At 65.1% G+C, this 13,281-nt stretch carries 13 protein-coding genes and 1 tRNA gene; 5 read left to right on the top strand and 9 right to left on the bottom strand.

Translation table 11 applies throughout. The features are described from left to right. Positions 1-177: 177 nt before the first annotated feature. Positions 178-262 (bottom strand) — tRNA-Leu (locus tag DQ229_RS08760). A gap of 138 nt (positions 263-400) precedes the next feature. After that, complete coding sequence (locus DQ229_RS08755; protein WP_114965901.1) at positions 401-1,948, bottom strand: NAD(P)H-hydrate dehydratase; 1,548 nt, start codon at positions 1,946-1,948, stop codon at positions 401-403. Between the two features lie 179 nt (positions 1,949-2,127). On the opposite strand from DQ229_RS08755, the gene DQ229_RS08750 reads away from it, so the two are divergent. Together DQ229_RS08750 and glnA are read left to right on the top strand one after the other, a co-directional pair. Beyond that, a complete protein-coding gene (locus DQ229_RS08750; RefSeq protein WP_114965900.1) occupies positions 2,128-2,466 on the top strand; it encodes a P-II family nitrogen regulator in 339 nt (112 codons plus the stop codon). A gap of 102 nt (positions 2,467-2,568) precedes the next feature. Next, positions 2,569-3,975, top strand: coding sequence for a type I glutamate--ammonia ligase (glnA, locus tag DQ229_RS08745; RefSeq protein ID WP_114965899.1), 1,407 nt, complete (start codon positions 2,569-2,571; stop codon positions 3,973-3,975). A gap of 99 nt (positions 3,976-4,074) precedes the next feature. Here the strand turns inward: glnA and DQ229_RS08740 are convergent, their stop codons facing one another. The 7 genes from DQ229_RS08740 to DQ229_RS08710 form a co-directional block, all read right to left on the bottom strand. Beyond that, positions 4,075-4,527 carry a YcbK family protein gene (locus tag DQ229_RS08740; protein WP_162300805.1) on the bottom strand — a complete coding sequence of 151 codons (453 nt, stop codon included), beginning with the start codon at positions 4,525-4,527 and terminating at the stop codon, positions 4,075-4,077. 405 nt (positions 4,528-4,932) lie between these two features. Further along, positions 4,933-5,721, bottom strand: coding sequence for an intradiol ring-cleavage dioxygenase (locus tag DQ229_RS08735; RefSeq protein ID WP_238381011.1), 789 nt, complete (start codon positions 5,719-5,721; stop codon positions 4,933-4,935). A gap of 102 nt (positions 5,722-5,823) precedes the next feature. Beyond that, on the bottom strand, positions 5,824-6,888 hold the full coding sequence (locus DQ229_RS08730) for a maleylacetate reductase (protein ID WP_162300804.1): 1,065 nt from the start codon (positions 6,886-6,888) through the stop codon (positions 5,824-5,826). Positions 6,889-6,907: 19 nt separating this feature from the next. Continuing rightward, the gene (locus tag DQ229_RS08725) at positions 6,908-7,519 is read right to left on the bottom strand and encodes a nuclear transport factor 2 family protein (protein WP_114965895.1); all 612 of its coding nucleotides are present in this window, start codon (positions 7,517-7,519) and stop codon (positions 6,908-6,910) included. A gap of 39 nt (positions 7,520-7,558) precedes the next feature. Beyond that, positions 7,559-8,125 (bottom strand): NADPH-dependent FMN reductase, encoded by a 567-nt coding sequence (locus tag DQ229_RS08720; protein WP_114965894.1) that lies wholly within the window; start codon positions 8,123-8,125, stop codon positions 7,559-7,561. A 76-nt stretch (positions 8,126-8,201) separates the two neighbouring features. After that, positions 8,202-9,170 (bottom strand): Bug family tripartite tricarboxylate transporter substrate binding protein, encoded by a 969-nt coding sequence (locus tag DQ229_RS08715; RefSeq protein ID WP_114965893.1) that lies wholly within the window; start codon positions 9,168-9,170, stop codon positions 8,202-8,204. A 177-nt stretch (positions 9,171-9,347) separates the two neighbouring features. Next, the gene (locus DQ229_RS08710) at positions 9,348-10,109 is read right to left on the bottom strand and encodes an IclR family transcriptional regulator (protein ID WP_114965892.1); all 762 of its coding nucleotides are present in this window, start codon (positions 10,107-10,109) and stop codon (positions 9,348-9,350) included. Positions 10,110-10,238: 129 nt separating this feature from the next. Here DQ229_RS08710 and DQ229_RS08705 point away from each other — a divergent pair, with 129 nt between their 5' ends. The 3 genes from DQ229_RS08705 to truA all read left to right on the top strand — a co-directional run bounded on the left by DQ229_RS08705 (position 10,239) and on the right by truA (position 13,069). Next, positions 10,239-10,697, top strand: coding sequence for a tripartite tricarboxylate transporter TctB family protein (locus DQ229_RS08705; RefSeq protein WP_155326479.1), 459 nt, complete (start codon positions 10,239-10,241; stop codon positions 10,695-10,697). Between the two features lie 6 nt (positions 10,698-10,703). Next, positions 10,704-12,209 (top strand): tripartite tricarboxylate transporter permease, encoded by a 1,506-nt coding sequence (locus DQ229_RS08700; RefSeq protein ID WP_114965890.1) that lies wholly within the window; start codon positions 10,704-10,706, stop codon positions 12,207-12,209. 92 nt (positions 12,210-12,301) lie between these two features. Beyond that, on the top strand, positions 12,302-13,069 hold the full coding sequence (gene truA, locus DQ229_RS08695) for a tRNA pseudouridine(38-40) synthase TruA (RefSeq protein WP_114965889.1): 768 nt from the start codon (positions 12,302-12,304) through the stop codon (positions 13,067-13,069). The last annotated feature ends 212 nt before the right edge of the window (positions 13,070-13,281 follow it).

The following is a 13,281-nucleotide window of genomic DNA, read 5'->3' as shown; positions in this document are numbered from 1 at the left end:
CACCCGCATCCGCATAGCTCAGCCCGACGCCACGCTCCGTCATTCGAAATCCCCCGATCCTGCCCGATCTGAATCCAACCGCCGCATAGACCATCCCGACCGCCGCGACAATCCGCCAGCCCGCGCCGAAAAAACGCAAATTTCGGGGAACAGCGCACCGCGGCAAGGCCGGGTGTCTGGTGCGGGTGGAGGGACTCGAACCCCCACGCCTTGCGGCGCCAGAACCTAAATCTGGTGCGTCTACCAGTTCCGCCACACCCGCATATGCCGCCCTTGAGGCCGCGCCCTTCTAGCAAGGGCCGCGCCGGGTGGCGAGGGGAAAAACGAAGGCTGCGCCGGGGGGCTGTCTGCCCCCCGGACCCCCCGAGGATATTTTCTTCACAGTGAAGTTGCTGCTGCGTCAGGGTCGGGGCGAGATGAGGCCGCGCAACACCCCCGGCAGCGCCTCGGGCAGGTCTTCGGCGATCAGGCCGGGGCCGATGGCACGCCCGGTTTCCACATGCAGCCAAGCGGCGGTTTCGGCGGCGGGCAAGGGGGCAAACCCGCGCGCCAGCAGCCCGGCGATCAGCCCCGAAAGCACATCGCCCGCCCCGGCTGTGGCCAGCCAGGGGGCCGCGCGCCCGTAGCAGGCGGCGTTCAGCACGGTTTGTCCTCCGGGTTCGGCGATCACTGTGTCCGGCCCCTTCAGCAGCACCGCGCACCCGGCCCGCGCCGCCGCCGCGCGCACGGCATCCACCCGCGACATGGCCGGACCCCTGGCGGGCGATGCGGCCAGGTCGGCCGCGATATCGGGGAAGAGGCGCGCGAACTCGCCATCATGGGGGGTGAGCAGGCAATCTGGATGCAGGGCCTTGAAGAGTGTTCCGGGTGCTTCCGCAAAGGCGGTCAGCGCGTCGGCGTCCAGCACCGTAGGACGCCGGGCGCGCAGGGCTTCGGGCACCAGCGCGCGGGCGCGTTCCAGGCCCAGCCCGGGCCCCAGACAGAGCGCGTTCAGCCGCGCATCGCCCAGTGCTTCGGCCAGCGTCTCGGCGGCCCCGACGGGCCGCAGCATCACCGCATCCAGCCGCGCGGCATTCTCGATCAGCGCAGCGGGCGGCGGAGCCAGCGTGACCAGCCCTGCCCCCACGCGCAGCGCCGCGCGTGCGGCCATGCGCGCGGCCCCCCCCTTGCCCACGCCGCCTGCCAGGACCAGAAGATGCCCGTGGCCGTATTTATGCGCCCGCACCGCCTTGTCGATCGCGGCGGGATCGGGCCGGGCCAACTGCACGGCCTCTGGGCTGGGGGCCTGCCCAAGCCCGATATCGACAAGGGCAAGTGCGCCGCAGGCGGCGGGCCCGGCGTCAAGATAATGGCCCAGTTTGGGTGCGTGGAAGCTGACCGTCAGCCGGGCGGGCAGGGGCAGGGCGGCACCCCCCTCGACCAGCGTGCGCCCCGAATCGAGGCACAGGCCCGAGGGGGCATCCACCGCCAGCCGCCAGCGTGCAGGCCTGGTCGCCGCGAGCGCGGCGGCCAGCTTGGCGCCCAGGGGGCGTTGCAACCCGGTCCCGAAGACAGCATCGACGACGAGCAACTCCTCGGCCCGTTCGACCGCCTGCGCAACCTCGCCAGCCCGGAGCGGGCCGACCGTGCCGCGCTCGAGCCAGAGCGCATGATTGCGTGCGGCATCAGGCGCCCCCTGTCCCGGCGTGGCGAGGGCGTGCAATTGCACATGCCAGCCCCGGTCGTGCAGCAGCCGCGCGATCACATAGCCATCGCCGCCATTGTTGCCGGGGCCGCACAGAACCAGCGCCTGCCGCGGCCCGGCCGGAAGGTCCGGCCAGTACTCGAACGCGCGCGCCAGGGCGCCGCGCCCGGCGCGCTCCATCAGACGCAGGCCGGTTATGGTGCCTGACTCGATGGCGGCGCGCTCTATGCCGCGCATTTGTGCAGATGTCAGAAGATCAGTCATCTTTTCGGCCCCCGGAGTTTTCATGATGCCCTGTTTCGCGCCAGATCGCCTAATTTTTGTGCATACATGTCAGATTCCCGATCCCGGGCCATGGGGGCTGGCGGGCTGAGATTGTGTGCCACGGGAGAACATGGTCTGACCTTTTCGAACGCGATGAAACCCGGCAGAGAGGGCGCATCATGAAGAAGATCGAGGCGATCATCAAACCCTTCAAGCTCGATGAGGTCAAAGAGGCCCTGCAGGAGCTTGGCGTGCAGGGGCTTTCGGTGATCGAGGTAAAGGGTTTCGGCCGTCAGAAAGGGCATACCGAGCTCTATCGCGGGGCAGAGTATGTGGTGGATTTCCTGCCCAAGGTGAAGATCGAGGTAGTGCTGCCTGACGACCAGGTGGAGGCGGCCATCGAGGCGATAATCGCGGCCGCCCGCACCGACAAGATCGGCGATGGCAAGATCTTTGTCAGCACCATCGAGCAGGCGATCCGCATCCGCACCGGCGAATCCGGCGAGGATGCGCTCTGATCCTGCGACCATCCGCGTGAAACACCGGCAAATGCCCCCCGCAACCGGGCCGGGCCACCGACGAACAGCCAGATTACTCTCGCAAGAAGGGATGAAGAAAACATGAGCAATGCAGATGTCATCAAGATGATCAAGGATGAAGACATCCAATATGTCGACGTCCGCTTCACCGACCCGCGCGGTCGGCTGCAGCATGTCACCATGATCGCCGACGAGGTCGACGAGGACTTTCTGGAAGAAGGTTTCATGTTCGACGGCTCCTCGATCGCAGGGTTCAAGTCGATCGAAGCCTCCGACATGAAGCTGATGCCCGATGTCGAGAGCGTCTATGTCGATCCGTTCTATGCGGAAAAGACGCTCTGCGTGCATTGTTCTGTGGTCGAGCCCGACACGGGCGAGCCCTATAATCGCGACCCGCGCGGCACCGCCGAAAAGGCTGAGGCCTATCTGAAATCGAGCGGGATCGGCGACACAGCCTTCTTCGGCCCCGAAGCGGAATTCTTCGTGTTCGACGATGTGCGCTTTTCGGTCTCGATCAACAAGGTTGGCTACGAGGTCGATGCGATCGACGGCTCGTGGAACACCGACACCGAGTATGAAATGGGCAACCTGGGCCATCGCGGCGGGGTCAAGGGCGGTTATTTCCCGGTGAACCCGACCGACCACGGCCAGGACATGCGCTCCGAGATGCTCTCGACCATGAAGCAGATCGGCATGAAGGTGGACAAGCACCACCACGAGGTGGCCTCGAACCAACACGAGCTGGGGCTGATCTTCGGTTCGCTGAAAAAGCAGGCCGACGAGCTGCAGAAATACAAGTATGTCGTGCATAACGTGGCCAATGCCTATGGCCGCTCGGCCACATTCATGCCCAAGCCGATCAAGGGCGACAACGGCACCGGCATGCACGTCAACATGTCGATCTGGAAGGATGGCAAGCCGCTCTTTGCCGGCGATCAGTATGCCGACCTCAGCCAGGAAGCGCTGTGGTTCATCGGCGGCATCCTCAAGCACGCCAAATCGCTCAACGCCTTCACCAACCCCTCGACGAACAGCTACAAGCGCCTGATCCCGGGTTTCGAGGCGCCGGTGCTGCTGGCCTATTCGGCGCGCAACCGCTCGGCCTCGATCCGGATCCCGTGGGCCGAGAGCCCCAAGGCCAAGCGTGTCGAGGCCCGCTTCCCCGACCCCTCGGCCAACCCCTATCTGGCGTTTTCGGCGCTCTTGATGGCCGGGCTTGACGGGATCAAGAACAAGATCGATCCCGGCGAAGCCGCCGACAAGGATCTCTACGATCTGCCGCCAGAAGAGCTGGCTGATATTCCCACCGTGTGCGGCTCGCTGCGCGAGGCCATCGGCGCGCTTGAAGAAGACCATGAATATCTGCTGGCCGGTGACGTCTTCACCAAGGATCAGATCGACGGCTATATCGGTCTGAAATGGGAAGAGGTGTACAACTACGAGCACACCCCGCACCCGATCGAGTTCCAGATGTATTACAGCTGCTGAAGGCCGGGCAGTCACGCATTGATACGGAAAAGGGGCACCCGCAAGGGCGCCCCTTTTTTAATGGCCCGGGCCATGGGGCTGCGCGGCAAGGGCAGGGGGCTACCAGCTGCGGCGCGGCCCGGTATCGACATGAACAAAGCTGCGATACCGCCCCAACCCGCCGAATTCGACCCCCGCGGCTGCGCGGTGCAACGCGCCCGAACCGGCCGGATGCGTGATGTCGAGCGCCTGGCCATGCAGGTGGAAGGAATTGGCCGAGGCCCCGGCAATGCGCCGGTTGGTCGCGGGTGCGCGAAACCCGTTGGTCAGCACCACCGGCGTGTCGCGACCCAGTTCCTGCTGGATCAGAAAGATCAGATCGAGCAGGCGCGGGTCCATCTCATGGGTGGCGCCGCTGTGAATGTCGCGCGCGAAGCTGGCGAAACGCTCAAGCGCGCCGGACAGGTATTCGCCCGCGTCATAGTAGATTTCGGCGAATGTTTCGCCGTTGCGCTGATGGGTCATGGTGATGCCGCGGGTGGTGGCGGTTTCGGCCCGGAGCACGCGGGGCATGGCCGCGGCCAAGGCGCAGGCGCCCGCACCGGCAAGGAACCCGCGTCTACTGAACGGGCGCGCCTGTATCGGGGTCATCTGGGTATCCTCATGTCTTCCGTTTCTTGTTCCGCGTTTCCCGCCGCATATGCCAAAACCTTGCCGGGGCGCGCACGGGGGCGCGTCCGGTCAGGCGGCATGTGCCGCCGGGAACAGGTGATTTTCTGCCCTGAGTGGTCCGGGCGCTGGCGGTTTATGCGGGGTAGGAAACAGGCGACACCCACGATCCCGTGAGTGGCCCTGCGATGGGCAAAGCCTTGCCTATGGCGCTGTATCCGAAAAGGCCGCGCGGCGGGCGGGGTGCCCGTGCTGCACGGGTTGGGATGTACGGATTACGCGTGTGGTGCGCAGTTCGCGGCTGGGCCCTTACTCGGGCGCCAGCACGAAATCGAAGGGGGAGCGCCATTCGGTGGCGGCGTTCTCCAGCCGCTCGAACCTGGCGATCAGCGACTTCTTGACACCGAAGACCGCATCGCTTGCCAGATAGGCGTCGTCGCCGACGAAAGTATGCGTCACCAGTTTCCGAAACCCCGACGCGGTGAGCATGTAATGCATGTGCGCCGGCCGGTAGGGGTGGCGACCGAGCTGTTCGAGCAGCTTGCCCACCGGGCCGTCATCGGGGATCGGGTAGCTCACCGGCTTGATACCTACGAAGCTGTAGCGCCCGTCCGCCCCGGTGACGAAGCGGCCGCGGTTGTTCCATTTCGGCTGGATTCCGGGCTGCTGCACGTCGTAGAACCCTTCGGCATTGTCCGACCAGACATCGATGCAGGCGCCCGCGATGGGCTTGCCCTCAAGGTCGAGCACGCGCCCCTCGTAAAGGCAGCTTTCCCCCTTGCCATCCAGGTTGATGCGGTCGCCCATCTCGCGCACAGGCGCGCCAACCACATGGAACGGGCCAAGCACGGTGCTTTCGGTTGCACCCTCGGGGCGTGGGTTGTTGATCGCGTCCACCAGCATGGAAAGCCCCAGGACATCGGAAAGCAGGATGAATTCCTGCCGCTCGTCCGAGCAGATCTTCCCCGTGCGCGTCAGGAAGTCGATGGCGAGTTCCCATTCCTCCTGGGTGAGGTCGATCTCCTTGGTGAAGGCGTGCAGATGCCGGACCAGCGCGTCCAGCACCTCGCGCAGCCGCGGGTTCGCGTCATCGCTCATTCGGGCGTTTACAGCTGCAACCGAGTTCTCTGCCGTGAAATAAGCGGTCATTGCCGTTCTCCTGTCGATAATGCACGGGGGGGCTGCGGGCGCGCGGGCCGGTCAGGCGGGCGGAGCGCCCTCCCAGGCGTTCTGCAGCATCTTGCGGATCGCATCGCGTTCGATCGGGCGCGGATTGGCATAAGGGTTCGCCACCGCCAGATCCGCCGCCCGGTCGAGATCGTCCTCGGCCATGCCCAGATCGGCCAGTTTGAGCGGCGCGCCGATGTCGCGGGCAAACTGCCACAGGCCCTTGCCGGGCTGCGCATCGAAGACCTCGGCCAGCGGGCGCAGCATTTCAGGCACGGCTGGCGCATTATACCCGACAGTGTGGGGCAGCAGGATCGAATGCGTTTCGGCATGGGGCAGGTCGAAACTGCCGCCAAGGATGTGACATAGCTTGTGGTGCAGCCCCATCGATGTCTGCCCCAGGGCGATTCCACACAGCCACGCGCCATAAAGCGCGTCGGAGCGTGCGCCGGCATTGGCCGGATCGTGTGAAAGCACCGGCAGCGCACGGTGAAAGGCCCGTACGGCATCGGCTGCGAGCAGGCTCACCACCGGATTGCGGTCGGGCGCATATAGTGCCTCGGCTGCATGGGCGATGGCATTGAGCGCCGAACAGATGGAAAGCGGCACGGGCAGGCTCAGGGTCAGGTCAACATCGTATATGACCGTCTCGGGCAGGATCGAGGGGTCGCGGCGCGTCACCTTCTGCCCTTCGGCGGTCTCGCCCAGGATGTCGGTCATTTCCGAGCCGGCATAGGTCGTGGGAATCGCGATCTGGTCGGCGCCGGTGCGCGTGGCGATGGCCTTGCCCAGCCCGATGGTCGACCCGCCCCCCAACGCGACGATGCAATCGGCGCCGGCGGCGCCGAAGCGTTCGATCGCGGCTTCGGTCACGGCAAGCGGGGTGTGCATCCGCGCGCCGGCAAAGACGCCTGCAGCGCGCGGCCCAAGCTGCGCGGCAAGCGCCTCGGCGGCATCGGCCTGTTCCGGAGTGCTGAGCACCAGTGCCTTTTTCCGGTTCAGCCGGTCGAGTTCATCGCCCGCCTGCACAAGCGTTCCGCTGCCGAAAACGACGCGGGCGGGAATGCCCTTGAATACGAAAGCTGCCTGGTCCGACACGGTGCTCACTCCTGGTGCGTCATGCGGTTTTCGACAGGGCCTCGCCGGCCAGCCATGCCTTGCCGCGGGCATAGAGTTTCTCGACTTCGGCGCCCTTGAGCTGCGGCATGTCGCGCTTGACGTTGAAGCCCAGCCGCAACTGGAGATAGGCTAGGTGACGGTAGCCCTCGGGCAACTCGGCCAGGGCCGCCTGGTCCAGGTCAAGCTGCGCCGCGGGATCGACCGGGTCGATGCGGTCCTTTTCATAGATCGGCTGGCGCAGCACCACCCCCCAGCGCCCGTCGCGCTTTTCGAGAAAGTCATAGAAACGACCGGTGCAGACCACATCGCAGGCGACCCCGTCAAGGGCACCGCGCTGGGCGATGGTCATCTTGGTCTGCGAAATGGCGCGTGTTCCGGCAAGGTCGATCGTCTGACCGCCCAGAAAATGCAGGATGTTGACGCCTTTCTCGAAACCTTCCTTGCTGACGCGGATGAAATCGTCGGCATGCCCCTGGAACCAGGTCGCCTGCATCACGCCGTCATCGTGCCAGACGGTACGGAACCTTTCCCAGTCGCCTGCATCGCGCCACAGAGCCCAGTTTTCGATCAGGTCGCGAATGGCGAGCCTGTCCAGGAGGTCGGAATTCATTGTGCAGTCTCCTTGATTCTTTTCGTGATGAGCCGGTGTTCAGCCGTTCATCCTTGCGACGAAATCGCTGAACGCCTTCAGTTGTGCCGCCACGGCGTCGCGCGTGGCTTCGTCACTCAGCCGGCCGGTGCCTTCGTCGAATTTCTTCGCCGCGAAGGTCACGAAAACCTCGGGCTTCGTGAAGACCTGCGCCTCCAGAAAGACCATGATCTGACGCATGTGATACTGTGAGCGCGCACCACCCAGCAAGCCGCCTGCGGCAGATTGAAGTGCGACGGGCTTGCCCCGGAAGGGTTGTTCCGGCTGGCGCGAAACCCAGTCGATGGCGTTCTTCAGAACGCCAGGCACCGAAAAGTTGTATTCCGGGCTGACGATCAGCACCCCGTCAGCGGCAGCAACGGCTTCGGCCAGGGCCACGACCTGCGGTGGAAAGCCTTCGCTGTTCTGCACATCGGCGTTGTAATGGGGAATGTCGCCGATCGGGGGCGCTTCGGAGAAACGCATGTTCGGTGGTGCAAGCTCCTGCGCGCTGTTGGCGAGCTTGCGGTTGAACGACCCCTGGCGAAGGCTGCCGCAAAGGATCAGTATATTCTGCTGCTGGGCCATTGCCCCTCCTGTTGACGATGTGGAAAAGCCGCCCGCGGCTTGTCGAGGCCGCGGGCAACGGGTTGCGTGTATGCAATCAGCGCTGTTCGATTCCGGCGGATTCCCGTACGCCGATCCAGCGCTCGACCTCCGAGCCGATCTTGGCAGTGAACTCTTCCGGGGTCGAGGGGCTGGGCAGGAAGCCCGAAGCCATCAGTCGATCCCGCAGCGCATCCATTTCCAGCACTTCGTGCACGGCGCTGTTGGCGGCCTCGACGATGGCTGGATCGGTTCCGGCGGGGAAGGTCAGACCATACCAGGTAGAGACGTCAAAGCCTTCAAAGCCGGCTTCGGCGACCGTGCCCACCTCGGGCAGATTCGGGTGACGCTCAGCCGATGTCTTGACGATTGCCTTGATGTCGCCCCCCTCGATCTGCCCCAGCATCGGCGCCATCACTTCAACCAGCAGATCGACCTCGCCCGACAGAATGGCGGCCAGCGCCTCGGGGGTGTTCTGGTAAGGAATGTGGAACATGTCGGCGCCTGTGCTTTGCGACAGAAGCGCCCCGGCGAAATGTTGCGACGACCCCACGCCGACACTGGCATAGTTGAGCTCGCCCGGCCGTTCGGCGGCGATCTCGAGAAGTTCTTCAAGATTGTCAGCCGGGAAATCGGGGCGGGCAACGACCACAAGCGGCATGGCCGCAACTTCGGATATGCCCTGGTAATCGCCCACTGGATCATAGGGCAGGGTTTCATACATGGCAGCCGCGACGGTATGGCCATTGGCCATCATGTACATGGTGCGCCCGTCAGGCGCGGCCTTGGCGGCGGCATCGGCGCCGATGGTGCCCCCGGCACCGGGGCGGTTCTCGACCACCACGGGCTGCCCGAGCACCTCGGCAAGCGGTTCGGCGACCATGCGCGCGATGGTGTCGGTGCCGCCGCCTGCGCCGAAGGCCACGATCATCGTGACCGGCCCCTCCGGCCAGCTTTGCGCCTGTGCGGATACGGCGAAACTGCCCGCGACAAGCACTGCCGCGGTGGATATGCGAATTCTTGACATGACTACCTCCTCCTCAAGCCAATGGCAGGATGTCGTTCAGCATATTAAAAAGTTTATCTATGTAAACATCTTTTCCCGCGAGCCCCGCCTGGCGCCGCTCGGGCGTCCCGGCGGTCTTGTCAGTGTCGGGGGGACGTGCAGCTGCCTGGGCAAGGCAGTGGAGGGCGCACACACGGATCAGTCCGACAGCATTGCGCCGGCCTGGGCGGCGGTGATGCGGAGGCGCTGCTTCACCCTAGAAATCAGCGTTGCATTGGCGCGAGCCTTGGGAATCGCGGCATTGATTGCTCCGGCGATCGTGCCGTTGATGAAGACGCCGATGGCGACCCCGACGATACCGGGGGTGAACTCTTCATCCACGAAACCGAAGCCGTCTGTCCTGACCCGCTCGATGTCGCGAAGCAGCCGGTCATGCGACTGGATGGTGTGCGGCGTGAAGGCCTCGTAACGCACCCGGCTCAGATACTGGTCCAGCTCCGCCGCGCTTTTCGTTGCCAGAATCACCTTGCCTGCCGAGACGGCATAGAGGGGGGCCAGGTCGCCGGTGCGCATCGTGTAGGAAAGATTCTGGTGCCCGGCATGGGTGATCAGCACCTCGATCTGGTCATTGCGCTCGGCGTTGAAGCTGAAGGTCTCGTTCATCTCGTTGCGCAAAGCAGCGATCAGGGGGTTCAGGTGATGCAACAGGTCGGCCGCCGGGCGCGCCCCGCGCGCGAGTTCGCCAATGCGCGATGTCAGGTGGTAGCGGTGCTGTTCGTCAATCGAGAGATAACCACGATCCACCAGCGTTCCGGCCAGATGAAACAAGGAGCTGCGCGGAATTTCCAGCGCGCGCGACAATTCGCCGGCCGACATCGGCGCCGCAGCGCCGGCCAGTGTCTCAAGCAAGTCCAGTGTACGATCCGCGGACTTGACACGGTTGATCGAGGTCTGTTTCATATAGTCAATTGTTCACATATGAGAACAAGTAAGGGATATACCATATCGGCAGGTTTGCAAGGGTGAAAGATATCCCTTCCCCCGGCAAGACGAGAAAACGACAATGCAAAGCGAAACAGGAGGCCTTGGGTGATACGGCGAATTCCCGCATCCAACTGGTGGGCCGCAGCGATGATGGGCGCGGTCGGGGCCTTCGGCGCGTGGCAGGCGACGCATTACCCTTTCGAACTTGACCGGATCATCGGGCCTGCGGTCTTTCCGCTGGGGCTGTCGCTGCTGCTTGTCGGTACGGCGCTGGCAATTCTTGTCGAGGGGGTGGTGACAGGCCCAACCCTGGACGACGACGCGGGAATCCGGCCCCGCTGGTGGTCGATCCTGTGCATTTGCGGTGGGCTGCTCGCCTTCATGCTGCTGGTCGAGCGGGTTGGCCTGGTGCCTGCGATTCTGGCCGCCGTGATGATTGCCGGGCGGGCCGATCACGAAACCACGATCCTCACCAACCTGATCACGGCCATCGGTCTGGCCGCCAGTTGCACATTTGTTTTCTATTGGTTCCTGCGGCTGCCCTTGCCGCCATTCATATGGTGATGTGACGTGGATATCCTTGCCAATCTAGCGCTGGGCTTCAGTGTTGCGCTCAGCCTGTCGGCGCTGTCCTATTGCGCGCTGGGCGTCACGTTGGGAATGCTGATCGGGGTGTTGCCGGGTATCGGCCCGCTTGCGACCGTGGGGATGCTGCTGCCGCTGACATATTATGCGCCCCCCAATGAGGCCATCATCATGCTGGCGGGCATTTACTATGGCTCGATGTATGGGGGCTCCACCGCGGCGATCCTGCTGAACCTGCCCGGCACCGCCGGCGCCGCCGTGGCCTGCCTTGACGGCTATCCGATGACGCAGAAGGGCCGCGCGGGGGTGGCTCTGTTTGCCACCACCATCGCCTCGTTTTTCGGGGGGATGGTCGGTATCTTCATCCTGGCCGCTTTCGCGCCGGTTCTGGCCAGGCTTGCGCTCAGTTTCGGTTCGCCCGAGTATTTCGCGCTGATGGTGCTGGGCCTGCTGGCCGCGGCGCTGGTGGGCGGGGCCTCGCCGGCGCGGTCGCTGGCGATGGTGTTGCTGGGGCTGCTGTTCGGGATTGTCGGAACCGATGTGAACAGTGGCTACCAGCGCTATACCTTTGGCATACCGCAGCTTGGCGACGGGCTGAACCTGGTGATTGTGACCACCGGCCTCTTTGGTATCGCCGAGGTGATCAACAACGCCGGGCGCATTCGTAAGGGGTCGGTCAAGGCGCTCGATATCAGTTGGCGCAGCATGTTGCCCACGCGCGATGACTGGCGCCGTTCGGTCCTGCCGGCGATCCGCGGCTCGGCTGTCGGATCGACCCTGGGCGTGCTTCCGGGCACTGGCGCCGCGCTTTCGGCATTTGTCGCCTATGCGATCGAGCGGCGCAGCGCGCGTAATCCCGAACGCTTCGGCCAAGGCGCCATCGAGGGCATCGTCGCCCCCGAGGCGGCCAACAATTCCGCCGCGCAGACGGCCTTCGTGCCGACGCTCAGCCTCGGGATTCCCGGAGACGCCATCGTGGCGATCATGCTGGGCGCACTGATCCTGCACGGTGTCACGCCCGGCCCGCGTCTGATCTCGGACCAGCCTGAACTGTTCTGGGGGCTGACGGTCAGCTTCCTGATCGGCAATCTGCTGCTGCTGATCCTCAACCTGCCGCTGATCGGGCTTTGGGTGCGTATCCTGGCGATTCCCTACGGCATCCTCTATCCGGCGATCCTGATCTTCATCTGCGTCGGTGTCTATTCGATCAACAACTCCACCTTCGATGTCGGCGTCGCCATCCTGTTCGGTCTGCTGGGCTATGTGATGCGGCTGTTCCGGTTTTCTCCCGCGCCGCTATTGCTGGGGCTGGTGCTGGGGCCGTTGCTCGAGCAGAACATGCGACGCTCGCTCATGCTGTCGCGGGGCGACCCCTGGATCTTTTTCGAGCGCCCGCTCAGCGCCACGATCCTTGCGCTTGCGGCCGGGCTGATCCTGTTCATGCTGGTGTCGTCCTTTCTGCGCCGGCGCCGCGCCACTGCCGAGGGCTGAGCGCGCCCCGCCCGCCGTGCCGGGCAGGCGTTGCCAACGGGCCGGGGGCGCGCTAAGCCCCGGCCCGTAATCGAGCCGCGCTGAGCCATGTCATGCCCCGCTTCGCCCTGAAAATCGAATACCATGGCGGCCCCTTCGCGGGCTGGCAGCGCCAGGCCGACCAGCCCTCGGTGCAGGCCGCGCTGGAAGCCGCGCTGCGGCGGCTGGAGCCTGACGCGCCCGGCGTTGCCGCAGCCGGGCGCACCGATGCCGGGGTTCATGCCTGCGGCCAGGTGGCGCATTGCGATCTGCGCCGCGACTGGGCGCCCTTTCGCCTGATGGAGGCGCTCAACCATCACCTGCGCCCGGCTCCGGTGGCCGTGCTGGCGGCGGCGCGTGTCGAGGAGGATTTTCACGCCCGGTTCTCGGCCATCGAGCGGCGCTATACCTATCGGATCATCGCCCGCCGTGCCCCGCTCACCCAGGAGGCCGGGCTGGCCTGGCATCTGCGCCACGCGCTGGATGCTGCCGCCATGCGCTCGGGGGCTGTGCATTTGCTGGGGCTGCACGATTTCACCACCTTCCGGGCCACGCTCTGCCAGGCGAAATCGCCGGTAAAGACCCTGGATGCGCTGGAGATCGAGGAAATCGCGCGCCCCCACGGGCAGGAGTTGCGCCTGCACCTGCGTGCGCGCAGCTTCCTGCACAACCAGGTGCGTTCGATCGCCGGCACGCTGGAACGGGTGGGAGCGGGCGCCTGGCCGCCGGGGCGGGTGGCCGAGGCACTGGCGGCCCGCGACCGCGCCGCCTGCGGCCCGGTGGCCCCGCCGCAGGGGCTGTGCCTGACAGGGGTGGGCTACCCGGACGATCCGTTCGCCTGATCCTTGCGCCCCGACCGCGCGGCCCTGGCCAGCGGGGGCCTGTCAGAGAGGATATTTTCACCAAGAAGAAGCGCAGGTTGAGCGCCGAGAAGGGCGGAGCGCCTGAAACGCGGCGGAGCTTGCCCGCTTGTGCGAGGGCCTGGCTGCGCCTTATAGCGTGTTGCGCTTGATCGGTTTCACGCCGCCCGGGACGCTTGCGGCCCGGGCATGCG

Origin of the sequence: Alkalilacustris brevis, assembly GCF_003350345.1 — a bacterium.
Lineage (GTDB): Bacteria > Pseudomonadota > Alphaproteobacteria > Rhodobacterales > Rhodobacteraceae > Alkalilacustris > Alkalilacustris brevis.
Note: the sequence above shows the minus strand (reverse complement) of the source record. Positions and strands in the feature narration are given on the sequence as shown.

Coding starts and splice junctions, on each gene's coding strand:
- DQ229_RS08755 (WP_114965901.1), bottom strand. CDS start 1,948: ATGACTGATCTTCTGACATCTGCACAAATGCGCGGCATAGAGCGCGCC.
- DQ229_RS08750 (WP_114965900.1), top strand. CDS start 2,128: ATGAAGAAGATCGAGGCGATCATCAAACCCTTCAAGCTCGATGAGGTC.
- glnA (WP_114965899.1), top strand. CDS start 2,569: ATGAGCAATGCAGATGTCATCAAGATGATCAAGGATGAAGACATCCAA.
- DQ229_RS08740 (WP_162300805.1), bottom strand. CDS start 4,527: ATGCCCCGCGTGCTCCGGGCCGAAACCGCCACCACCCGCGGCATCACC.
- DQ229_RS08735 (WP_238381011.1), bottom strand. CDS start 5,721: ATGAGCGATGACGCGAACCCGCGGCTGCGCGAGGTGCTGGACGCGCTG.
- DQ229_RS08725 (WP_114965895.1), bottom strand. CDS start 7,519: ATGAATTCCGACCTCCTGGACAGGCTCGCCATTCGCGACCTGATCGAA.
- DQ229_RS08720 (WP_114965894.1), bottom strand. CDS start 8,125: ATGGCCCAGCAGCAGAATATACTGATCCTTTGCGGCAGCCTTCGCCAG.
- DQ229_RS08715 (WP_114965893.1), bottom strand. CDS start 9,170: ATGTCAAGAATTCGCATATCCACCGCGGCAGTGCTTGTCGCGGGCAGT.
- DQ229_RS08710 (WP_114965892.1), bottom strand. CDS start 10,109: ATGAAACAGACCTCGATCAACCGTGTCAAGTCCGCGGATCGTACACTG.
- truA (WP_114965889.1), top strand. CDS start 12,302: ATGCCCCGCTTCGCCCTGAAAATCGAATACCATGGCGGCCCCTTCGCG.